Below are 21,490 nucleotides of genomic sequence, written 5' to 3' on the forward strand. Positions count from 1 at the left end.
GCATAGCCTATTTTTCTTATGCATTGTTTCAAACAAACGTTTTATTGAGTACTGATATAATCCGGCCTTCCCGGTTTATATAGCTTTCATTTCATCAGAATAAATTATCAGGAGGAGAAACAAATGAACACAGCAATCATAACGGCAAGAGACGTGAACACATTTGCACGACTTGAAGAACACCCGATCTCAATCAGGAAGGGAGGAAAAGCCATGATCCAATTTAAATTTTTTGCATGCCAGGTGACCATTCATTTCTTTCGAATTAGCCCGCAGCAGCGTTATGCGGATGATCAGCGAATTCAACAGCTGACAAATCAGCTGATTGACCGAAGAGTCTGCTACAATCGTCGGACTTGGTAATTCAGTCATTCGTTTAAAAACACAATTATTAAAGGAGGAGATTATAATGAAAGTATTATTGATTATTCAGACATTGCATGCAGAAGGGACTCAATTCCTTTGACTGGCGCCAAATTTGGTTCTGAGTGAGAGATATGCTACGATGAGGGCATAAAAAGGTCAAGGAGGCCGTCTGGGAATGAAACGATTTCTCGTGCTTTTGGCAGAAGGGTTTGAGGAAACAGAGGCAGTCGCAACGATTGATGTCTTGCGCCGGGGTGGTGTCGACGTTGTCCTTTGCTCACTTGGCGGTGAACGCGTTGAAGGATCGCGCCATATTATTGTTCAGGCGGATACAACAATTGATGCGCCGTCTCTTGACACATTTGACGGTATCTATTTGCCGGGCGGCGCAAAAGGTGCAATGACACTTCGCGACGATCCACGCGCGCAGAAATTAATTCGCTCGTACTATGACGCCGGGAAAAAGGTGGCGGCGATTTGCGCGGCGCCAATTGCGCTCGAACGTGCCGGCATCTTGAAAGGCAAAAAAGTGACGAGTAATCCTGATTTTCAAAATCATATTACTGATGCCGAATACCTTGAAGATCCGGTTGTTGTCAGCGGCAATATCATCACATCGCGAGCGGCGGGTACAGCGATTGCCATTGGTCTTGAAATTCTCCGCCAGCTAGGACTTGTGGATCAGGCAAAACAGGTTAGCCATGATATGCTGTTTGACTTTTTGCTCGCTAATCGCGACAAAATCGAAGCTTGAATTTAGAAGATCCGCAAAAGTCGACTTGATTTTCAAAGGATAACGGCCTATAATCGGTTTAGACTTTGATAGATGATCGGTGACGATGAGGACATGGATTGTCCGCTGCCATTTACAGAGAGGGAAGAACGGTGCAAGCTTCCTAATGGCATGGGTGATTTACCACCTCTGAACCTTGGCGGGGAAATTGAGAGTAACCGCCGACGGATTTTTCCGTTATCAAGAACTTGAGCTGCAGTTTTGCTTGCGCAGAGCTGCAGGAACAAGGGTGGAACCGCGAGCCAAGCACTCGTCCCTTTATTGGGACGGGTGCTTTTTATTTATGCGTCCACAATCATTCATCCTTTCGAAGCAATCCTAAATTAAAGGAGCGACTCTTCATGTCAGAAATTAATCTTACGTTTCCCGACCAATCGGTTCGGAACTATCCTCAAGGTGTGACTACTGAAGAAGTGGCAGCATCGATTTCGAACAGCCTCAAGAAAAAGGCGATTGCGGGCAAGATTGACGGTGTGTTATACGATTTGAACCGTCCAATTGAGCAAGACGCAGCGATTGAAATTCTTCCGCTTGATTCCGAAGATGGGCTCGCTATTATGCGTCACAGCTGCGCACACCTTCTGGCCCAGGCGCTCAGGCGACTCTATCCAGATGTGAAACTCGGCATCGGACCGGTGATTGAGAACGGCTTTTACTACGACGTCGATATGGCTCATTCGCTAACGAAAGAAGACTTTCCAGCGATTGAAAAAGAAATGAAGAAAATTGTCAGTGAGAATCTGCCTATTATTCGCGAAGCTGTTTCCCGTGACAAAGCACTTGAGGTTTTTACGGAATTGAATGATCCGCTGAAACTTGAACTGATTCGCGAGCTTCCAGAAGGCGAAACGATTACGCTATATCGACAGGGTGAGTATGTGGATCTTTGCCGTGGACCCCATGTGCCGTCAACTGGCAAAATCAAAACATATAAGCTGATGAGTGTGGCGGGTGCCTACTGGCGCGGCAACAGCGACAATAAAATGCTGCAACGTGTCTACGGCGTCGCTTTTCTCAGCCAGAAAGATCTCGACCACCATCTGCGTTTTCTTGAAGAAGCGGCCAAACGTGATCACCGCAAACTCGGCAAACAGCTTGACCTATTTATGTTTTCCGAAGAAGCGCCAGGTATGCCGTTCTATCTCTCCAATGGCCAGATTATTCGTACAGAATTGGAAGATTTCTCTCGCGAATTGCAGCGCCAGCGTGACTACGAAGAAGTGCGCACGCCACTGATGATGAATCAGAGACTGTGGGAAAACTCCGGTCACTGGGATCACTATCACGAAAATATGTACTTCACGAAAGTCGATGAAGTTAATTATGCATTGAAGCCGATGAACTGCCCAGGCCATATGCTGATTTACAAAGATACGCTGCATTCCTACCGGGAACTGCCGATCCGTATTGCTGAATTTGGCCAAGTGCACCGCCATGAGCTGAGCGGCGCGTTGAACGGCATGCTGCGCGTCCGCACCTTTTGCCAGGATGATGCGCATATTTTTGTTCGTCCGGATCAGATCGAAAGCGAAATTAAAAATATCTTTGAATTAATCGGCAAAATTTACAATACGTTTGGCTTCCCATTTTCTGTTGAACTGTCGACGATGCCGGAAGATCATTTAGGTAGTCTGGAAATGTGGCAGCATGCCGAAGCAGCGCTTAGTCGTGTGCTCAATGACATCGGCATGCCATTCACGATTAACGAAGGCGACGGTGCGTTCTATGGTCCGAAGATTGACTTCCATATTAAAGACGCAATCGGCCGCAGCCATCAATGCGCAACCATTCAATTGGATTACCAGATGCCGGAGAAATTTGATCTCACCTATGTCGATGAAAATAACGAAAAGGTTCGTCCAGTTGTTATCCACCGTGCCATTTACGGATCGCTTGACCGTTTTATTGGCATCTTGATCGAACACTTTGCGGGTGCGTTCCCAGCTTGGTTGGCGCCAGTTCAGGTCGAATTGATTCCAGTGGCTGATGTGCATAAAGACTTTGTGGCGAAGTTGGCACATGATTTGAAAATGGCGGGCATCCGCGCCCATGCCGATCAGCGCGCGGAGAAGCTCAGCTATAAGATCCGCGACGCGCAGACGCATAAGATTCCATATACACTGGTCATTGGTGACCACGAGATCGAAGACAAGACCGTCAATGTGCGTAAATACGGCGAGAAAGAATCAACGACGGTGGCTTATGATACGTTCAAGGCGCAGCTGCTTGAAGAAATTGAGAAGCGTGTGACCAAGAAACCCGTTCTTGAATGAAAAATTGATAAATCTTGCATCAAGGATGAATCAATGGTATAGTATTTCAAGTGAGCTAAAATGAGTAAAGCAGAGGCGCCCGGCTTCTCACCTGTTCGATGCAGCGATGCTATCGCCAGGTTTTGATGAATGACTGAATTAACGATGCGGGTGCTTTGTGCGTCCGCATCTTTGTTTTGCAGCCAATGTTTTCTCAAACTATTCTGGAGGTGGCTCAATATTAGCAAAGACATGGTTGTCAACGAGGGGATTCGTGCTTCGCAGGTTCGTTTAATCGGTCAGAACGGGGAACAGATGGGCATTAAGTCAAAGTCTGAAGCCTTGGGATTGGCGCAGAACGTTAATCTCGACCTCGTGATGGTCGCTCCAGGTGCCAAGCCGCCCGTTTGCAGGATTATGGATTACGGCAAATTCCGCTTTGAACAGCAGAAGAAGGAGCGGGAAGCGCGCAAGAATCAGAAAGTGATCAGCCTCAAGGAAATTCGGTTGAGCCCAAGCATTGAAGATCATGATTTCAATACGAAAATGCGCAATGCCAGAAAATTTCTTGAAAAAGGCGATAAGGTGAAGGCATCTGTCCGTTTCCGCGGTCGTGCGATTACGCACTCCAATTTGGGACGCGACGTGCTTGAAAAACTCGCTGAAGAATGCGCGGATATTAGCACTATTGAAGCAAGACCGAAGATGGAAGGACGCAGCATGTTCCTGGTGCTCGCACCGAAAGCTGAAAAACAACAGTAATTACAGGCGGATAATCTAAAAGATGTCACGCCCGTCAGGAGGAACTATCAATGCCAAAAATGAAAACGCACAAAGGTGCCGCAAAACGCTTCAAAAAGACCGGTACCGGCAAGATGAAACGTAATCACTCATACACAAGCCATATGATGATCCACAAGTCCCAGAAGCAGAAACGTAATCTGCGCAAGAGCACGATTGCAACGCCGTCTCTGGCAAGAAAAATCAAGAAAATGATCAACGCATAATTCGAAAAATAAACGTACGATTGGGTATATTTTTAGGAGGTTTTTTAAATGGCAAGAGTTAAAGGCGGATATGTGACTCGGCGCAGACGCAAAAGAATTCTGAAACTGGCAAAGGGTTATTTCGGCGCAAAACATAAATTATTCAAGGTTGCTCAACAGCAGGTCTTTAAGTCGCTGACTTATGCCTACCGTGATCGCCGTCAGACGAAACGTAATTTCCGCAGACTGTGGATTGCACGTATCAATGCGGCTGCCCGTTTGAACGGCCTGTCTTACAGCAATCTGATTCACGGCCTGAAAGTTGCAGGCATCGAAGTGAATCGTAAGATGCTCGCAGATCTAGCTATTCATGATGCCGCAGCATTTGCGACACTCGCTGAAAAAGCAAAAGCAGCAAAATAAGAATGAAAATGAAGCACTAGAGGGAACGCGTTCCTTCCGGTGCTTTTTGTTTGCCCTCACATCGTTTAGCTTGTCTGAGAATATTTTTACAGAAAGCTATGTTTGAATTTTATGTTGTTTTTCTTATCCAAAAGCAATGTGTGAGACGCCTTCGTGAACAGCAGATTTTAGCAAAACCTTACAGAAAAAAAGACGTCTCAAGATTAAAAGATCTTGAGACGTCTTTTCTTTAATCAGGTTCTTAATCAGGTTCTTAATCAGGTTCAGCATATTAGATGATCTTGTTTTTTTCATGAAAGAATAGATGGCATGTTTATAAAAGTCCCCACTTGCGCTCGTAATCGATACGCAATTGATAATCCTGCGGTAAAAAACCTTGCTTCGATAAATTGTCTTTCACGTCTTGATAATCAATCCCATCTGTTTCCATAATTAATCGATCTTTTTTCCGGATTATTTGCCAGTCGTCATGTAGTGCTGTCAAAATATCAAGCATGCTAGCGATATGTGTGTAGCGAAGAGAGACTCGTTCAGCTGATTGGCGAATAGCGCGGCTGTTTGCTTGGCGCATGGCCTGTAAATCTTGTAGCGTAGTGACAGGCGGTTCAAAGTTAAAGATTATCGTCAGGTGCTGTTTGCAGGTGAACTTCATATCTGATCTTACCTTCATTTTCAAACCTCCCTCGATTACAAACCGGCCCAATAATTATGCAGCAACAACACAGACAGGATGTAGCCGAGAACGATATTGAAGACAGCTCCCGTACTGAACGCAGCTAAAGGTCGCCAGCCAAATGCAGTGAGTGACTTAAAGCGCGTGGTCAAACCAATAGACAGAAAAGTAAAGGTAAAGGCCCATGTCCGCAGTTCTTTGATAGGAGCAATGATATTAGCTGTGATTGCGTCATGAGTAGGTAGTGCTGAGACAGCGATGACGACGGTCAATAGAATCGAAGCAATAAGAAAACCAATAATAAATTTAGGAAAACGATGCCATATTTCAGACGGATTCGCTTTTGTGCCCGCCTGTTTATTCTCCCAGTAGGTTATGGAGATGAAAGCCAAGATAAAAGACCAAACACCGATGAAAATATCACGGCCGATAACTTTTAACAGAGTGAAAGAAGTCAGCGCATGTTCACCGAAAGCGCTGGCAGCTGTTATACCGGCTGCATCGGCAAATTCAGAAGTACCAATCCAGGCGCCAGCCGCTCCAGCTGGGATACCGAGCAGTTTGATAAGAAATGTGAGCAGAAATATTGAGAATACAGCCCAAATCACGACAAGAGAGATTGAGATCGAGACGTGTTCCTTCTTCGCTTTAATCGCGCCACCCACAGCAATAGCCGCCGATACGCCACAAACTGAGCCACCGACACCCAGGACAGAGGCAAAATGCGGATCCAGTCCGAACCAACGTGTACCCACGAAATAGATAACGAGAAAAGTAGAAATAGCAATCAGGCTCGCCTGTAGAAATGCGACAGGGCCTGCTTGAATAATCAGTGTAAATGGCAGCGTGGCACCGAGAAGCACAATGCCAACTTTGACATAAAGTTCGGTACGTAAAGCCGTAGAGAACCAGTCAGCGATTGGAATCAAATTACCAGCTACCAGCCCAATGATGAGTGCAACAATAGGTGATTCGAGATTATATTGCTGCGCCCAACCCCAGGTGCTAAATAGGTTTATCAAAACGCTGACGACAAAAAGAATGGTGAAGCTTGCGATAAATTTACCGATTGACAAATGAAGAAAATGTGCCGTGATTGAAAATAGAACAAGGAAGCTGAGAAAGAGTAGAACAATCGATCCGGCTCGGCTGGATAGCGACGTACCGAGTGTTTCGATAGTGGTCCATTTCGGAATCTGTGCCGTGATCACAGAAATTGAACTCCCGGCTTTCCAAAGCACTATCCCCAAAAAGACAAGGAAAAGCCCAATCCAGACGGCCCACCAATCTTCGCTCGCAAGTAATTCACGCCAACCACTTTTCCTTATTGCGGTCGTTTTTCCTTCTGAAGTAACATCAATTGACATGAAACATCCCTCCTAATATTTGTTTAACGTTTTGGTCATTCTTACAGGCGTTCAAGAAGCTATCACAACAAATGATTGGGTTCAAAAGCAACTGCAATGGATTATGAGTAAGAGACGAAACATTTCATCACGCACGTTTTCAAGGTGAACACCTCCTTTTAGCAATAAAAAAAGCCTCGTTCTGAAAGAATGGGGCGTGCACCTGAAGTAGCGTGCTGTTCGACCTTATCTTTCAGGAAAAACCTGTTGGATTTGGCACCGTGATCTGCGTAAGCAGATGGGTTGCCGGACTTCATTGGGCCAATTCCCTCCGTCTCTCTTGATAAGTCTTGATGAAATTGGATTCATCCTATCACGGTGATTTGTCATTGACAAGATATTATTGACAATTTCATTGATTGAAAATTTAAATCCGACAAAACACATAAGAAATATTGACTTTATGCAAAATGGATTCTAAAATAAACAAAAATATCGGCTGGGCAAAGAGACATCGATCAGTCTGAAGAGCGATAGAGGGGGGAAAAGCGATGAGCTATGAGAAAGTTTGGGTGAATAATGAACAGTTGAACAAGAATGAAAGAAACAAACTCAAGAAAGATGGACTATCAATATTTGAAGATATTCCGAAGTATGCGCAGCAAGGGTTTGATTCCATTCCTAAAGATCAGTATATGTATTTTAAATATGCCGGGCTTACCGTTCAAAAACCGCAAGATAAGGGACTGTTTATGATGCGTGTCAAAGTGCCAACCGGTATTTTGCATTATGATCAGGCAATGACACTCGCCCAAATTGGCAATCGCTATGGACGAGGCACCCTGGATATAACAACTCGCCAGTCCGTTCAATATCATTGGATCCCACTTGAAAAACTACCGGCTATTTTTGAACAGTTGAAACAAGTAGGATTGACGACAAGTGAAGCTGAAGGTGATGCACCGCGCAATGTTGTTGGAAATCCATTAGCGGGAATTGATCCAGATGAACTTTTTGATACACGTCCCATTGTCACCCGTGTTTTTCATTTCTTTCAAGACAATCCGGATTTTTCGAATCTACCAAGGAAATACAAAATTTCGATCAATACAAATGTGTATAACGCGGGTCATGCGGAAATCAACGATCTAGCCTTTACGCCTGCCACCAAAATAATAGATGGGGAGAAAATGGCAGGGTTTCATGTGAAAGTTGGCGGTGGTCTAGCGGCCAAACCGTACCTTGCAAAGCAGCTGAATGCCTTTGTTCTACCGGAGCACGTTATTGCTGTCGCAGAAGCCGTGACTATTCTCTATCGTGATTACGGCTATCGGAAAAGTCGTGCGCGGGCGCGTTTGAAATATCTAGTGGCTGACTGGGGAATAAAAAAATTTGAACAAAAAGTTTTTGAACAGACCGGACCACTGCCGGAGGCAGGAAAAGACGAGATAAAAGGCTGGAATGGCGGTTTTTTCTTTGGCAGTCATAGACAGAAACAGCATGGACTTAATTATGTTGGTATTAGTATCCCAGTAGGCAGAATTCAAGCTGATGATTTTCTAGCTTTTGCTGAACTGGCAAAAAACTATGGATCGGGCGATCTGCGGACGGTCAATTCGCAGAATTTGATTGTCCCGGACATTCCTGATCACAATCTTGATCTATTGCTTCAGGATCCAATTTTTAAACGTTATCCGATCCATCCACCGCAATTTTCGGGTTACGCAATGGCTTGCACGGGCAACGAATTTTGCAATCTCGCACTAACCAATACAAAAGATAGAATGCGCGAGTTGGCTGAAGCGCTCGATCATGAGATCAAATTGGATGTTCCTGTCCGGATCTATATGGTCGGCTGTACGAATTCTTGTGGTCAGCGCCATATCGCTGATATCGGTATTCAGGGCCTAAAAATAAAGACACCAAATCAGGAATTAATTGACGCGTATGAATTATTTGTCGGTGGCAGTTTAATTTCCGGTGGACATTTCAATGAACGTCTGAAGGGTCGAATTCCTGCCACACGAATAATTTCTGTCGTTCGCCAACTCTTGTTATTTTTCAAAGAAACAAAGGAACCTGGTGAGCATTTTTTTGAGTTTAAGAACAGGGTAGGTCTTGATCGACTTCAAAGCGTGCTCGATCAAATTATTGAAAAGGTTAGTCAGTTGGACGAACGAGGCGATGCGTCATGAATCTCTATCGATTTATTTTGACAACAAATGCACAGGACTTTTCAGCGGTCGCTGTTGCCGAGAATGAGGATCAGGCATTCCAAATTATTGAGCGTGAAATTCAGCATCATTTCTTGAAGAAAATAAGGGCGCGTGATCTTGCATTGGTTGAGAAAAAACAGATTGGCGCTAAGGGGGCTGGCTATTTGCTCAGTCCACGTCGTGATTATGAATGAGAGGGTGAGCATCATGGGTAAAGTTTATTTAATCGGAGCTGGTCCCGGGGATCCTGAGCTTATTACGATGAAAGGATTTCGCTTGATACAGTCGGCAGATGTCATTCTCTATGATCGGCTGGTGAATGAAGCATTGCTGGACTACGCCCCCAAAAAAGCGCGCAGAATCTTTTGTGGCAAGGCACCTCAATCGTGTGCTTATAAACAAGAGGAAATTAATGATCTACTCGTCCATTTTTCCAAAAACTTTCAGACGATTATTCGTCTGAAAGGAGGCGATCCCTTCATTTTTGGGAGGGGTGGCGAAGAAGCTGCAGCACTGGCGCTGAGGCACATTCCGTTTGAAATTGTGCCCGGCATTACAGCGGGGATTGGTGTGGCAGCTTATGCAGGAATTCCTGTGACGCATCGTCAACTCGCCAGTTCCGTTGCCTTTGTGACTGGACACTCAAGAGCTGGCGGCTCGGATCAAACACATTGGGCAGAACTGGCGCACGCGGTGGACACGCTTGCTGTTTACATGGGGATCGCTGAGCTTCCTCATATCGTTGCTCATTTAATCACTGGCGGCAAGAAGCCTTCCACACCTTGTGCGGTGATTGAATGGGGTACGACGATCAGGCAGCGAACAGTCATCGGTACCCTAGCAACAATCAGCGGTCAAGTCGCTAGCCAGGAAATCGCTAATCCAGCAATGATTATTGTCGGTTCTGTCGTCAATTTGCGTGAGAAAATCAAATGGTTCGAAGACCGTGGGCTTCCATCTGAAATCGAAGCGCGGAGCTCCTACTGATGCAAGCTGTTTTATATATTAGCCATGGATCAAGGGTTAAGGAAAGTGTTGCCGAAGCGGATGCGTTTTTGCGTTGCTGTATGAAAGGGATTGCCAGCCCAATCCAACAGATTTGTTATCTAGAACTTGTGCAGCCGGACATACATAAGGGGATTGACACTTGCGTTCGCCTTGGCGCAACGCAAGTCATTGTTCAGCCGCTTCTGCTTCTTTCAGCGGGTCATGCCAAACGGGATATTCCACGGGAAATTCGCAGGGCACAAGCAAGATATCCACAAATAACTTTTAAAATGGGCCTGCCTTTTGGCGTTGATGAGCGCATAGTGGATGTTCTCGTGAAACGACTGACCGAGTCGAATGTTCTCATTGGTCCAAAGGATGTTGTGCTATTAGTGGGGCGGGGGTCAAGCGATCCGGAAATTGCGGAAAGTTTCGCGCTAATTTGCAGAATGATGAAGTTAAGAGGCTTCCAAAATATAGCCGTCTGCTATCTCGCAGCAACAAAACCGACGCTACAGGATGCATTGATGCAGTTTCATGCACGTTTGCCAAAGGGGCGCTTATTTCTGCTTCCCTATCTTCTTTTTCCAGGCTTGTTAAAGCGAATCATTGATAAGGCGATTAATGATATTGGTGGTGGGAGTAACCTCGTTCTTTGTCAGTCGCTCGGTTTTCATCCGATCCTATGCCAATTGCTTAGAAATAAAGTTCAAGGAATGATAGAAGATGACAGTTTCTTTTAATTTGAATCTTAAAGGGAAAAAGATACTTATTATAGGTGGCGGTCGTGTTGCAACGCGTAAGATCAAGTCATTGCTCGCTGAGCAGGCAATTGTTCGCGTTATCAGTCCAATTGTAACCACGTCAATCCGTCTTTGGGTTGAACAGGGGAAAATAAACTGGCTGCAAAGAAAATGGCAGCACGGGGATTGTAGCGGGGCTTTTCTAGTGATTGCAGCAACGGACAACCCAGAAGTCAACCTGCAGATTGCAATGGACTGTAACGATTTCCAGTTGCTCTGTGTTATTGATCAGCCGGAGCAAAGTACGATCAGCTTTCCTGCTACTCTTCGTCGTGGCCGTTTGACGGTTTCAGTCGCAACCGATGGTGCCAGTCCACTTTTCTCGCGCCAACTTCGCGACAAAATCGGCTTGGATTTGGCTGATGATACGGCTGATTATCTGGATTTTTTGCATCAATTACGCCGATCTGTATTTAACCGTATCTCGGATATCCAGGAAAGAAAATGGTGGAATCAAGAAGCGCTACGTCCCGAGTATCATGATCGAAAGAAACAGGCACAATTACTTTCGATTTTTCATTCGGAAGAATGAGTTAAAAATAAAAAACTAGGTGATCGGGGGACTGCAGACCCGTTACCTAGTTTGTTCTGTTAAAAATCGTTTGATCTTGTTAGAATATGACGCGTTTTTCTAGCCTTATATCGAATGCCTGTGAACATACTAATAGAACATAACAAACCTCATTGCATCATTTCAATTTCTTGCCGTCCCCTTTTTTGGGCAGACGTCCTGCACGTCGCGCGGCGTCGCGTAGAATGTTTTCAATTTGTCCGTTTACACTGCGGAATTCGTCATCCGCCCACTTCTGCATGATGTCGTAAAGTTTCGGATCGATGCGCAACAGAAATTTTTTTTTCTCCATAAGCACCGCCTAAGATTTGAAATGGGTCATTCATCGATCCTTAATATAAGCTTCCTGTATTGACAATTGGTTGTGCGCCCTTCTCAGAAACAATGGCAACCATCAGATTGTTAATCATATGCATTTTTCGCTCTTCATCAAGGTCAACCGTGTGATCGGCTTCAAGACGGGCAATCGCCATTTGCGCCATCGTGACGGCACCTTCGACAATCTTTTGTCGGGCGGCAATGATGGCGGCGGCCTGCTGACGCTGCAACATTGCCTGGGCAATTTCCATTGAATACGCAAGATGCGTCAGTCGAGTCTCGACAATCTTCAATCCAGCTACTTCAAGATGGCTTTGGAGTTCAGCAAGCAGCTGATTGGAAATCTGCTCGGCATTGCCGCGTAGCGAAAATCCTTCCTCATTAAAATTATCGTAAGGATATTGAGAAGCAATGTGCCGGATCGCAGTCTCACTTTGTATTTCCACAAATTGTAAATAGTCATCAACATTATACAGAGCTTTAGCCGAATCAATCACTTTGAAAACGACAACCGCTGCAATTTCAATTGGATTGCCTTCGACATCATTGACTTTCAGCTTCTGACTGTTGAAATTGCGGACACGTAATGAGACCGTTTTCTTCAAGGTCAGCGGTATCGAAAAAAAGAGTCCGTTCGTATGCACACTGCCTATATAGCGGCCGAAAAAGGTTAGCGCAGCGGCTTTATTCGGTGGGTTAATGCCAAAGCCCGTTGCTGCAAGAAGAATACAGATAAAAAATAGAATTGCAGCTGGTGCTTGCAAAGCGATAACAATAAAAAGGGCGAAAGCGAGGCAGACAAGTAGTGCGGCTGCCGCAAGATAGCCATTAATCGACCAAGCTTCTTTTTCTTTCAAATGGATCCCTCCAAAGTCATTCAGTATATGTTGATATAATAATGATATCATATTGTCAGAAAATGAGTGTCTTTATTATGGGGGAAAAAGGCTGTTTGGTGACCGTTTGTGTACGCTCTATTCACAGCGCCAATAAAGTGGCCTATTATAAGTAGAAAATCGAAGTGTGTCAGGGGAAGGAAGCATGCAAGATGAATGAAAAATTAATTAGGGGCTACTGTATAACCGAAAAAGCCTTGTTATAACAGCGTTTATCGGCCCTTTCTGATATAATAAGTGTAAGGGATATTGCTCGTTTTCCGGTAAAAACCGTGCACTTTTATATAACTGGAGGCCTTCATTCATCTTGTATTTTAATCAGGTTCAAATGACCATTGAGGATTTTTCAACACCTTTGCCGCTGGATCCGGATAATCGCTGGGTTCGCTGGGCAAGCATGATTCCATGGGATCAACTGAATAAAACCTATTCTGCACTGTTCAAAAAGAATGGTCATCCTGCTTATAATGTGCGTGTAGCTGTAGGTAGCCTGCTTGTAAAACAGTTACTCAATCTTTCTGATGAAGGCACGGTACGAGCCATCAGTGAAAGTCACTATCTTCAATTTTTCATTGGCCTCCCGTCGTTCACACTGCATTGCCCGTTTGACGCTTCAACACTGACTCGATTTCGTAAACGTCTGGCTGATACGACAATCCTTCGAACCGCTAATGAGTATTTGATACAGAACGCTGAACGTCCGGAGAAGGATGAATCGAACAAAGACGATGATCCTCCTTCAAATGACGGACCGAAAGGGACGATGATCGTCGATGCCACCTGTGCTCCTTCGGACATTGCTTTTCCTACCGATGTCCGCCTACTGCATGTAACGCGGATTCATTTGGAAAAGCTCATCGATGAACTGTGGAATTCATCTTTTGGGAAAAAGCCGCGGACACGGAGACGTCAGGCTCGGATGGCATACCTTCGGTTTGCACGCAATCGAAAACCATCCTCCAAAAAGGTTCGGCAAGCTGTGCGTCAGCAACTGGGCTATGTCAAACGAGATTTGGCATTCATTTCACAACTGACGGAAAAAGATGCACATTTATTTGAGAAACAGGAACAGATTATAAACACCGCTCAACTGATTTATGAGCAACAAAATGAAATGTATCGTACCAAGAAACATCGGGTCGACCACCGGATTGTCAGTTTTGATCAGCCCTATGTCCGTCCCATTCAACGGGGGAAAGCGAAGGCGGCAACAGAGTTTGGTCCGAAGTTTGAGATCACGGTCATTGATGGCTACACCAGGCTGAGTAAACTGAGCTGGGAAAATTACAATGAAAGTCAATTTTTAATCGAGAAGATTGAAGCCTATCATCAGTCGTATGACCATTACCCAGCACGTGTTCTGGCCGATAAAATTTACGCGACGCGTGCCAACCGACAATTTTGTAAGTCCAAAGGCATCCACCTTCAGGGACCTCCTTTGGGAAGGCCTAGAAAAGTTGATGACCTAGACAAAAAGATTCATTACCAAGATAGCTGTGAACGCAACCAAGTCGAAAGCAAGTTTGGTACACTCAAAACATTTCATGGATTAGAGCGATTGTGTTCACGGCTTAAGGAAACCTCAGAGTTGGAAATTGAACTAGCCATTTTGGGGCTTAATCTGTGCAAAAGAGCCAGAAGCTCTTTTGTCGCTCTTTTCAACAGTCTCTTTTTTTCGTTCAAAGTCCGTATCAATGGAACGAGGGTTACTCTCATTATGAGATAAACAAATTTATGGGGGTTATACAGTAGCCCCTAATTAAGGTGGCTGAGCTTCAGGAAAAATCATATTTGGCCTATTTGCGGGAATGGGCGAATGGGCATGAAGCGGTCATTCCACACGGCGCGCAGATGAATGGCCTAAGTTTTTCAGCATTTTGCAACGAATTAAGGACTATGGAAACTGATGTAGCACGTAGCCAAGGCTGGGTTCCTGCTGCGCTGTTTGCCTTAATTAATCAGTCACATCGCGTGCTGGCTGTCTCACAACTACGCTACGAACTGAATGATGCATTGCTGCAGCATGGCGGGCATATTGGCTATGGCGTCCGACCATCCGAGCGGCGCAAAGGCTATGCGAGTCTGTTGCTCGCGTTAACGTTGAAAGAAGCGAAGCAAATTGGACTTGCGCGTGTGCTCTTGACATGTGATAAGAGAAACAGCGGATCCGCGCGAACGATTATAAAAAATGGCGGCATATTGGAAAATGAACGAGATGAAGGCGGTAGAATCACGCAGCGCTATTGGATCAAACTAGATGAATCGTAAGGTGTTTCTGATTTTGGTAATACGTTAAGTATGTATAAGATATTATGCGGAAAATGGAGCGCAGGTGCGAGACCCTGCGGGAAAAGCGAGCCAAGTGAGACCCCACAGATTCCAGCTTTTTTGAGGGGACGCGCGGCGCCCGCGGCAAGCGAGCGACCAGAACGTAATTTTTACAAAAAAGGATCAAATTGGTTTAGCTAACCTCATGGTTTGTGAAAAAAATTTCGATTATTTTTTACTACACTTGAAAATTATATATCTATTACGTTATGATAATGATAACAAAAAAGAATCAATTGTTTTTTCAATTATTCTATTTCAAACTTATCTTGTTTTCATTCACGATTAGCGGAAGCTCAAAGGAAACGATCAGTCTGAGAAGCCTAGGCAATAAATCTGTTCGCTTTCTTTATCGGTCTAATGCGGTGAAGAATTATAGATATCAGGAGGAGGATTCATATGGCACAGACAACGCAGCAAAAAATTTCGCGGCGGGTGACTAGCAATATCATTAAGGGATCGCTTGGCAATATGATTGAGTGGTACGACTGGTACGTTTATGCAGCCTTCGCCGTCTACTTTTCTACAGACTTTTTTCCAGAAGGTGATATGACGAGCAAACTGCTGAACACGGCTGCCATTTTTGCCATTGGCTTTTTGATGCGTCCTCTTGGAAGTTTAATTATGGGCCGTTATGCCGATCGGCATGGCCGGCGCGCGGCTTTGACGCTGTCCATTACGATCATGGCGTCTGGTTCATTTGTGATTGCGATTACACCGAATTTCCAGACGATCGGTGTATTTGCGCCTATCATCCTTGTGCTTGCCCGACTCTTCCAAGGCTTGTCGCTTGGCGGTGAATACGGCACTTCAGCGACTTATTTATCGGAAATGGCAACAAGTGGGAGACGTGGCTTTTATTCCAGCTTTCAATATGTAACACTTGTTGGCGGTCAGCTGGTTGCACTTGGTGTGCAGATTATTCTTCAAGTGTTTTTGGACAAACAGCAGCTTCTGGCTTGGGGCTGGCGGATTCCATTCGTCATTGGCGCGCTTGGTGCACTCGCTGTTCTCTGGCTACGTTTGTCGATGGACGAATCCGATCAATTTACCCACCTGAACAAGCAGAAAAAGAAAAGTGCTGGCACATTGAAAGCTTTAATGAACTATCCAAAAGCGGTCCTGACGGTTGTCGGTCTGACGCTTGGCGGAACAGTCGCTTTCTATACATACACCACCTATATGCAAAAGTATATGATTAACTCGGTTGGTCTGGATACAGAGACGGTCAGCATCATTAATTTTGTTGCACTACTGCTTTTTCTCATCCTGCAGCCGTTTGCCGGCTTATTGTCTGACCATATTGGACGTAAACCACTGCTCTTTTTCTTTGGTATTGCCGGTACCGTGCTGACTGCGCCGCTTTTCATATTGATGAAGCTATGGCATAGTCCTATCTCTGCATTTGTGCTGATGCTGGTTGGTCTTGTGATTGTCAGCGGCTATACTTCAATCAATGCAATTGTCAAAGCGGAGCTTTTCCCTACGGAAATCCGCGCGCTTGGCGTCGGTTTGCCTTATGGCATGACCGTTGCTGTGTTTGGCGGAACGGCTGAATTTGTTGCCTTATGGTTTAAAACAATTGGTATCGAGACATTGTTCTTCTTCTATGTTGCTTTCTGTGTACTTATCAGTCTATTTGTCTACTGGCGCATGCAAGAGTCCTCGAAAACATCATATATTGAAGCGGAACAAGCAGTATCCGATAGAGGCAGTGAGGATACCCAACCCAATTAATCGACAATAAAATTGATTTGAGAAAGAGAAAAGTGAGCGCTCGTTTTGAACGCTCACTTTTTTTAGAAAGTATAAAGATTTTTGCACAAAAATGCAGCGCAGGTGCGCTGGCGCCTTGCGGGAAGAGAGGACAAGGGAGCCCCCGATTACCGTCTGTCCAAGGAGGCTTCCGTCCTGCCCGCGTCAAGCGAGCAACCGAAGCGCAATAGTTGAAAAAGGACTTGGCTAAGCCAAGTTTTTTTTATCTATCCACTGAGCGAGTGGTGTCGGATGGGACAGCAAGCGCATGCGCATTTCCCGCAAAAGGCCACCAATTGGCCCGCCCGAACAACCGGACCATAACAGGAATGAAGAGCGGAAGCATAATCAACGCGTAAATCGCCAAACCAAACATAGCCACTGTGGCAATTTGGATTAACGAGAGCATGCCGGATGGGAGCATTGCGGCAAAGGTGCCGCAAAGAATAATCACCGCTGAAATAATTACACTACCCATTCGTCCGAGCGTCAGCAGCATCCGCTGACGGATTGAACCTGTTTCGTATTCATTAAAGCGCGCCATAACGAAAATTGAGTAGTCAATGCCGAGCGCGATCAGCAGGATGAAGCCGAAAAACTGCGTCGTCCATGTGAGACCGGTATGATGGAGGAGACGCATGAAAATGATTTCAGAAAATCCGAGCGCCGAGAAATAGGTGACAAACAGCGAAACCATCAAATAAAGTGGCATGGTCAGTGAGCGAAGTACAATCACAAGCGCAATAAAAATACCAATCAGCACGCTGATGACTGCTCGTTGATAATCAGAAGCAGCCAATTGCTTCAAATCACTATTCATACTGGCAACGCCACTAATGCCAATCTTGGCATTCTCAAACGGTGTCCCTTTCAAATAGCTCGGCAATGCTTTTTTGAGTGCTTCAAAATGAGCGATACCACCATTCGAATAAGGATCATCCTTCATCACGATTTGAATCGATGTGATTTTACCGTTACGGCTCAGATACGTTTTCATTGCTTTTTGGTAATCAGCTGCATTTAGAATCGCATCCGGCACGTAGATACCCGATTGCCGATAGGAAACATGTGACCAACCGGCAATCAGATCATTTGCTGAATCAATGCCATTTTTAATTTTTGCTGCACCAGTTGCGCTTTGCTTCAAGCCTTTGTCAAGCGCACCGATCTGTGTACCAAATGTGCTGAAACCGGTTTTCATTTTCTCTTGACCTGAGGCGATTTGCTTCAGCGCATTAGAAAGTTTCGGCGTCGCAGCAACGACCTGATTTTGTGCCGTACTTGCTTTGCCTAGGCCACTTTGCAATTGACCCAATGCCTGGTCAAGTTGCCCCAATCCGTTATCAAACTGACCGAGTCCGCTGCTTATCTGCGTCGATTGTTGATTCAATTGATCAAGTGCATTGGAGAGCTTGGCGACTGTTGAACGAAGCGTTGTCATCTGCGTCTGCTGTGCGCTCAATGCGCCAGAAAGATTTTTTAGACCTGAAAAGGCAGTTTGTAAATTTGGATTTTCCACGGCTGACGGATTACTTTTTATATAGGCGGTTAACCCAGTCTGAATTTGGACGATCGCGTCACTAATGGTCGTCGCTCCGCTTCCTGGGCTGTTCAGCTGACTGGAAAGTGTGGATAGGCCATTTGCCACTTCGGCATAGCCGTTCTGGAGTTGTTGTTCGCCGGATTCAAGTTGTTTGAGCTGCGTACGCGCTTTTTGAACGTTTTGCTCAATTTCGCCAGCTCCTGTGGTCCCTGACTGAATCCCTGAAGCGATTTTGCTAAGCGCGTTTGATAATTTGCTGATGCCGTTCGCGGTCTGGTTCGTACCGTTTTGCAGCTTATCGACAGAAATAGCCGCAGACTGCAGCTGTGGCTGTGCACCGCCAAGCTGGGATGATGCTTTGCTCAGCCCGGTTTTCAGTGTGTTCAGACCACTTGATGCTTGGGTAAGCCCCTGATGCACCTTGCCGGACTGATTGGTGACATAGATTTCATTCAAGCGGCTGCCAAGCGGACGGGACAGGCTCATTACTTTTTTTACATGACTGTCGGCAGCGATTGCTGTAGAAAGCCTTTCGATTTCGGCTATATCGTTGGTATTCTTCATTGAAACATCATTTTTTAGATAAATTGTTACTGGAGAGATATTGCCGGCACCAAAGTCTTTTGTGACAACATTCAGTCCAGCTTTGGCAGGGTATTGATTGCCGATTTCTTCTGGGGAATTAAAAGATAACGTGCCGTGATAAAGCAAAATAGGGGGCACAGTAAAAAGCGCAACAAGCAAGAGCGCTAGGATTGGGCGACCGAGCGACAAATGGCCGGCGCGCGTCCATAGATCGCTTTTCGGTTCGGCTATTGATCCGGTCATCGGCCAGAATAAATGGCGACCGAGCAGCATCGTGAATATAGGCAGAAGCATGAACAGAGCAAGCACCAAGAAAATGATGCCGACACCAACAGCGATGGCGCTCCGATAGAGATTAAAATGGGCAAATGAAAGTGCCAAGAAAGAAATTAAAACAGGAATGGCGCTTTGTAAAACAGTACTGCCCGCTGTCTTTAGCATGGTTACTGTTGCCTCCTGCTTCGACAAACCGCGGGCCAGCTCCTCTTTAAACCGGCTTAGCAGCAAGATGCAATAGTCGGTGCCGATACCGAACATAATTGTGATCATGAAGATTTCCGAGTAATTGGAAACCGGGAAATTCATGTACTGAACAAGAATGGAGAGAGCGGAACGAGCGGCTACGAAGCTGAGCCCAACGCAAAAGAGTGGGATCAGCGGAGCGATGACCGATCGGAAGACAAATAGCAACACAACAAGAATGAAAATAACTGTCAGCAAGCCGGTACGCGTCATGCCAACTTGTGCCGATGTGTTCTCATCGTTGTTAATCGGCTGCGAACCGGTTATATACGTTGTCACACCTGAAGTTTTTATTTCCTTATTGAGTGTCGCAATATAAGGCTGGATTTTTGCCAGATTCGCAGGAGTATCCACTTGAAGGATAGCAATCGTTGTGTGATGATTTTTAGAAAGTAGCTGGCTTTTCATATGCGGCTGATTGAATATATCGTTAACCGTATTGATATGCAATGCCTTACGATCATCGCGTAGCTTCTTCAGGGTGTGGTGAATATTGTTTTTATCTTGCGCGCTTAGCGCATCGCGGCTGTGAAAAACAGCAAGATATGTGCTGCCTTCAACTTTTGTGCCCATCTGTTTTTGTATTTTTGCCGCGACGCTTGTCGAATAGTTATTTGGTAGTGTCATATTGCCTTTCTCGCGCACAAGATTTGCTAAGTTGGGCGAGGTGAATGTAAGTACAACGAGGCCAACTATCCAGAGGGCGAGAAACACCCAGCGTAATGCAACCCACTTTTTCAATGTTGATACCTTCTTTTTTTGGTGAAATAAATGTTTGATACGGCCACACCGTTAATTTAAAATGCCCCTGAGAATGATACCAACCAGTTCATCAATTGCTTCAGGTGCTGTTAATTTTGATTCGAGAAGGAAATCGTAGTCAGTTACAATATTTGCAATCTTGTCGCAAAGCGCTGACAGGATACTAATGTGAATCGATGCCCGGACGGTGCCGTCAGCAATACCTTCCACGAGAATTTTATTCAGTGTGTCAATTTTAAATTGCTTAAAACGTTCAACTTTCTCGTACACATCCGGATAAAAGAGTTTGGCTTCCTGAATCAGTGGAACAGGCACACAAAAACGATGCTCTGAATAGATCGTCGCGTGTATTTTTTCAGCGAATGTCTGGCTGCGATTCAGCCCTTCACGGACGCTTTCTTTATCTGTAATAAGTGCCATGTCAAAAAAGGCACGGACGATCGCTTCTTTGCTTTCAAAATGTTGATAAATCGTTTTCTTGCTGATTTTCAGCTCGCGGGCAATCTCGTCAAGGGTGAATTTTCGCAACCCATATTTTTCGATAAGGTGCGCGGCAACATCAAGGATTCTTTCTCTCATCGACAAACCTCCCTTCCCAAATGATAAATGTTGGAATACAAGGAAACCAATATGGTATCCACAGTTTCCTTGATGGTAAAAATATAACGCACAATCGTCCGTGCGTCAATGAGTAACAGAGGAAACCGATTAATTATTGGCGTGATGCGGGTGCTGCGACACGGTCTTTGCGCTTGTTGTTAGCACGGCGAGGATGTTTGCTCGTGATTGGACAGTCATCAGATCAGCTTTGGCATACATCGCGCCTGACACCGTATTTGCATAATAGGGGGTCAGGTGATTGAGGCTCAGTGTATAAACATCTGTTTTGCACTGATCGCAGTGACAAGCGACAGGTATATCCCGCCAATGCTTTTCTAGATATTCGTAGACAACGTCTTCCATTACATTGTGGCTAGTCATTTAAACGTCTTCTTTCATATATGACGTGCTAAACTAAGTAAAAATAGCATAAAAAGTTTTTTCCTATCAAGAGTAACGCAAGTGGTTTTCCATTTCGAATACACGATTGTTCTCTCGATCATGCGAACGGTTTCGGTGGATGAAAGAAAGATTGATTTTAAGAACAATCGCTCTGATTTGGTCATTAAACGATTGTTTGAAAGAATAGCGTATGAATGTTTCTAAAAAAATCCTTTAATTTACAATCATTCGATGCATCCTGACCTTTTTCCTGCTAAACTGTTTAAAATAATCACCCCATTCACTTACAGCCTGAATAGGAGCAGATTTCAGACTCAAGGCTGACCCGAAAAGGGGGTGGGAAGACGATACTAATCTCATAAT

At 45.1% G+C, this 21,490-nt stretch carries 21 protein-coding genes, 1 riboswitch and 1 other annotated feature; of the genes, 14 read left to right on the plus strand and 7 right to left on the minus strand.

The annotated features are described in order from the left end of the window. Positions 1-123 precede the first annotated feature (123 nt). The 6 genes from JOC27_RS10675 to rplT all read left to right on the plus strand — a co-directional run bounded on the left by JOC27_RS10675 (position 124) and on the right by rplT (position 4,820). Positions 124-363: a hypothetical protein gene (locus tag JOC27_RS10675; protein WP_205007285.1), complete on the plus strand. Its 240-nt coding sequence runs from the start codon at positions 124-126 to the stop codon at positions 361-363. A 178-nt stretch (positions 364-541) separates the two neighbouring features. Next, complete coding sequence (locus tag JOC27_RS10680; RefSeq protein ID WP_205007286.1) at positions 542-1,120, plus strand: DJ-1 family glyoxalase III; 579 nt, start codon at positions 542-544, stop codon at positions 1,118-1,120. A gap of 73 nt (positions 1,121-1,193) precedes the next feature. After that, positions 1,194-1,420, plus strand: a binding site (T-box leader). 80 nt (positions 1,421-1,500) lie between these two features. After that, positions 1,501-3,432: a threonine--tRNA ligase gene (gene thrS, locus JOC27_RS10685; RefSeq protein ID WP_205007287.1), complete on the plus strand. Its 1,932-nt coding sequence runs from the start codon at positions 1,501-1,503 to the stop codon at positions 3,430-3,432. A gap of 231 nt (positions 3,433-3,663) precedes the next feature. Then, complete coding sequence (gene infC / locus JOC27_RS10690; RefSeq protein WP_205007306.1) at positions 3,664-4,173, plus strand: translation initiation factor IF-3; 510 nt, start codon at positions 3,664-3,666, stop codon at positions 4,171-4,173. 50 nt (positions 4,174-4,223) lie between these two features. Further along, a complete protein-coding gene (gene rpmI / locus JOC27_RS10695) occupies positions 4,224-4,418 on the plus strand; it encodes a 50S ribosomal protein L35 (RefSeq protein ID WP_205007288.1) in 195 nt (64 codons plus the stop codon). Positions 4,419-4,466: 48 nt separating this feature from the next. Further along, positions 4,467-4,820: a 50S ribosomal protein L20 gene (rplT, locus tag JOC27_RS10700; RefSeq protein ID WP_205007289.1), complete on the plus strand. Its 354-nt coding sequence runs from the start codon at positions 4,467-4,469 to the stop codon at positions 4,818-4,820. 313 nt (positions 4,821-5,133) lie between these two features. Here rplT and JOC27_RS10705 read toward each other — a convergent pair whose 3' ends face one another. Both JOC27_RS10705 and JOC27_RS10710 read right to left on the minus strand, forming a co-directional pair. Beyond that, complete coding sequence (locus JOC27_RS10705; RefSeq protein WP_205007290.1) at positions 5,134-5,490, minus strand: hypothetical protein; 357 nt, start codon at positions 5,488-5,490, stop codon at positions 5,134-5,136. Positions 5,491-5,507: 17 nt separating this feature from the next. Further along, positions 5,508-6,860 (minus strand): YeiH family protein, encoded by a 1,353-nt coding sequence (locus JOC27_RS10710; protein ID WP_205007291.1) that lies wholly within the window; start codon positions 6,858-6,860, stop codon positions 5,508-5,510. Positions 6,861-7,082: 222 nt separating this feature from the next. Then, positions 7,083-7,189, minus strand: a riboswitch (SAM riboswitch). Positions 7,190-7,390: 201 nt separating this feature from the next. Between JOC27_RS10710 and JOC27_RS10715 the strand changes: the two genes are divergently transcribed. Genes JOC27_RS10715 through JOC27_RS10735 form a run of 5 tightly spaced genes read left to right on the plus strand, consistent with a single transcriptional unit; the run spans position 7,391 to position 11,377 of the window. Beyond that, positions 7,391-9,034, plus strand: a complete 1,644-nt coding sequence (locus JOC27_RS10715) for a nitrite/sulfite reductase (RefSeq protein ID WP_205007292.1) — start codon at positions 7,391-7,393, stop codon at positions 9,032-9,034. Further along, the gene (locus JOC27_RS10720) at positions 9,031-9,249 is read left to right on the plus strand and encodes a DUF3906 family protein (RefSeq protein WP_205007293.1); all 219 of its coding nucleotides are present in this window, start codon (positions 9,031-9,033) and stop codon (positions 9,247-9,249) included. The genes JOC27_RS10715 and JOC27_RS10720 overlap by 4 nt, the downstream gene beginning before the upstream one ends. Before the next feature lie 13 nt (positions 9,250-9,262). After that, positions 9,263-10,042: a uroporphyrinogen-III C-methyltransferase gene (cobA, locus tag JOC27_RS10725; protein WP_205007294.1), complete on the plus strand. Its 780-nt coding sequence runs from the start codon at positions 9,263-9,265 to the stop codon at positions 10,040-10,042. Then, entirely contained in the window at positions 10,042-10,785 is a 744-nt protein-coding gene (locus tag JOC27_RS10730) for a sirohydrochlorin chelatase (protein WP_205007295.1), read from the plus strand. The genes cobA and JOC27_RS10730 overlap by 1 nt, the downstream gene beginning before the upstream one ends. Further along, on the plus strand, positions 10,769-11,377 hold the full coding sequence (locus tag JOC27_RS10735) for a precorrin-2 dehydrogenase/sirohydrochlorin ferrochelatase family protein (RefSeq protein ID WP_205007296.1): 609 nt from the start codon (positions 10,769-10,771) through the stop codon (positions 11,375-11,377). The genes JOC27_RS10730 and JOC27_RS10735 overlap by 17 nt, the downstream gene beginning before the upstream one ends. A 157-nt stretch (positions 11,378-11,534) precedes the next feature. On the opposite strand, the gene JOC27_RS10740 is transcribed toward JOC27_RS10735, so the two are convergent. After that, a complete protein-coding gene (locus JOC27_RS10740; protein ID WP_205007297.1) occupies positions 11,535-11,708 on the minus strand; it encodes a type II toxin-antitoxin system antitoxin in 174 nt (57 codons plus the stop codon). Between the two features lie 40 nt (positions 11,709-11,748). Next, entirely contained in the window at positions 11,749-12,591 is an 843-nt protein-coding gene (locus JOC27_RS10745; RefSeq protein WP_239530260.1) for an SPFH domain-containing protein, read from the minus strand. Positions 12,592-12,937: 346 nt separating this feature from the next. On the opposite strand from JOC27_RS10745, the gene JOC27_RS10750 reads away from it, so the two are divergent. From JOC27_RS10750 to JOC27_RS10760, 3 genes are all read left to right on the plus strand, one after another. Further along, positions 12,938-14,356 carry an IS5 family transposase gene (locus JOC27_RS10750; protein ID WP_415641023.1) on the plus strand — a complete coding sequence of 473 codons (1,419 nt, stop codon included), beginning with the start codon at positions 12,938-12,940 and terminating at the stop codon, positions 14,354-14,356. A gap of 65 nt (positions 14,357-14,421) precedes the next feature. Beyond that, the gene (locus JOC27_RS10755; RefSeq protein ID WP_239530261.1) at positions 14,422-14,898 is read left to right on the plus strand and encodes a GNAT family N-acetyltransferase; all 477 of its coding nucleotides are present in this window, start codon (positions 14,422-14,424) and stop codon (positions 14,896-14,898) included. 459 nt (positions 14,899-15,357) lie between these two features. Beyond that, positions 15,358-16,695, plus strand: a complete 1,338-nt coding sequence (locus JOC27_RS10760) for an MFS transporter (protein ID WP_205007299.1) — start codon at positions 15,358-15,360, stop codon at positions 16,693-16,695. A gap of 241 nt (positions 16,696-16,936) precedes the next feature. On the opposite strand, the gene JOC27_RS10765 is transcribed toward JOC27_RS10760, so the two are convergent. The 3 genes from JOC27_RS10765 to JOC27_RS10775 form a co-directional block, all read right to left on the minus strand. Further along, on the minus strand, positions 16,937-20,104 hold the full coding sequence (locus JOC27_RS10765) for an MMPL family transporter (RefSeq protein WP_205007300.1): 3,168 nt from the start codon (positions 20,102-20,104) through the stop codon (positions 16,937-16,939). Positions 20,105-20,155: 51 nt separating this feature from the next. Further along, complete coding sequence (locus JOC27_RS10770; protein ID WP_205007301.1) at positions 20,156-20,704, minus strand: TetR/AcrR family transcriptional regulator; 549 nt, start codon at positions 20,702-20,704, stop codon at positions 20,156-20,158. Positions 20,705-20,833: 129 nt separating this feature from the next. Then, complete coding sequence (locus JOC27_RS10775; protein ID WP_205007302.1) at positions 20,834-21,106, minus strand: late competence development ComFB family protein; 273 nt, start codon at positions 21,104-21,106, stop codon at positions 20,834-20,836. Positions 21,107-21,490: the final 384 nt, after the last annotated feature.

It is taken from the genome of Sporolactobacillus spathodeae (assembly GCF_016908935.1).
In the GTDB taxonomy this organism is placed as follows: domain Bacteria; phylum Bacillota; class Bacilli; order Bacillales; family Sporolactobacillaceae; genus Sporolactobacillus; species Sporolactobacillus spathodeae.

Excerpts from the sequence above, each read along its gene's own strand:
- JOC27_RS10675 (WP_205007285.1), top strand. The coding sequence starts at position 124 with ATGAACACAGCAATCATAACGGCAAGAGACGTGAACACATTTGCACGA.
- JOC27_RS10680 (WP_205007286.1), top strand. The coding sequence starts at position 542 with ATGAAACGATTTCTCGTGCTTTTGGCAGAAGGGTTTGAGGAAACAGAG.
- thrS (WP_205007287.1), top strand. The coding sequence starts at position 1,501 with ATGTCAGAAATTAATCTTACGTTTCCCGACCAATCGGTTCGGAACTAT.
- infC (WP_205007306.1), top strand. The coding sequence starts at position 3,664 with ATGGTTGTCAACGAGGGGATTCGTGCTTCGCAGGTTCGTTTAATCGGT.
- rpmI (WP_205007288.1), top strand. The coding sequence starts at position 4,224 with ATGCCAAAAATGAAAACGCACAAAGGTGCCGCAAAACGCTTCAAAAAG.
- rplT (WP_205007289.1), top strand. The coding sequence starts at position 4,467 with ATGGCAAGAGTTAAAGGCGGATATGTGACTCGGCGCAGACGCAAAAGA.
- JOC27_RS10705 (WP_205007290.1), bottom strand. The coding sequence starts at position 5,490 with ATGAAGGTAAGATCAGATATGAAGTTCACCTGCAAACAGCACCTGACG.
- JOC27_RS10710 (WP_205007291.1), bottom strand. The coding sequence starts at position 6,860 with ATGTCAATTGATGTTACTTCAGAAGGAAAAACGACCGCAATAAGGAAA.
- JOC27_RS10715 (WP_205007292.1), top strand. The coding sequence starts at position 7,391 with ATGAGCTATGAGAAAGTTTGGGTGAATAATGAACAGTTGAACAAGAAT.
- JOC27_RS10720 (WP_205007293.1), top strand. The coding sequence starts at position 9,031 with ATGAATCTCTATCGATTTATTTTGACAACAAATGCACAGGACTTTTCA.
- cobA (WP_205007294.1), top strand. The coding sequence starts at position 9,263 with ATGGGTAAAGTTTATTTAATCGGAGCTGGTCCCGGGGATCCTGAGCTT.
- JOC27_RS10730 (WP_205007295.1), top strand. The coding sequence starts at position 10,042 with ATGCAAGCTGTTTTATATATTAGCCATGGATCAAGGGTTAAGGAAAGT.
- JOC27_RS10735 (WP_205007296.1), top strand. The coding sequence starts at position 10,769 with ATGACAGTTTCTTTTAATTTGAATCTTAAAGGGAAAAAGATACTTATT.
- JOC27_RS10740 (WP_205007297.1), bottom strand. The coding sequence starts at position 11,708 with ATGGAGAAAAAAAAATTTCTGTTGCGCATCGATCCGAAACTTTACGAC.
- JOC27_RS10760 (WP_205007299.1), top strand. The coding sequence starts at position 15,358 with ATGGCACAGACAACGCAGCAAAAAATTTCGCGGCGGGTGACTAGCAAT.
- JOC27_RS10770 (WP_205007301.1), bottom strand. The coding sequence starts at position 20,704 with ATGAGAGAAAGAATCCTTGATGTTGCCGCGCACCTTATCGAAAAATAT.
- JOC27_RS10775 (WP_205007302.1), bottom strand. The coding sequence starts at position 21,106 with ATGACTAGCCACAATGTAATGGAAGACGTTGTCTACGAATATCTAGAA.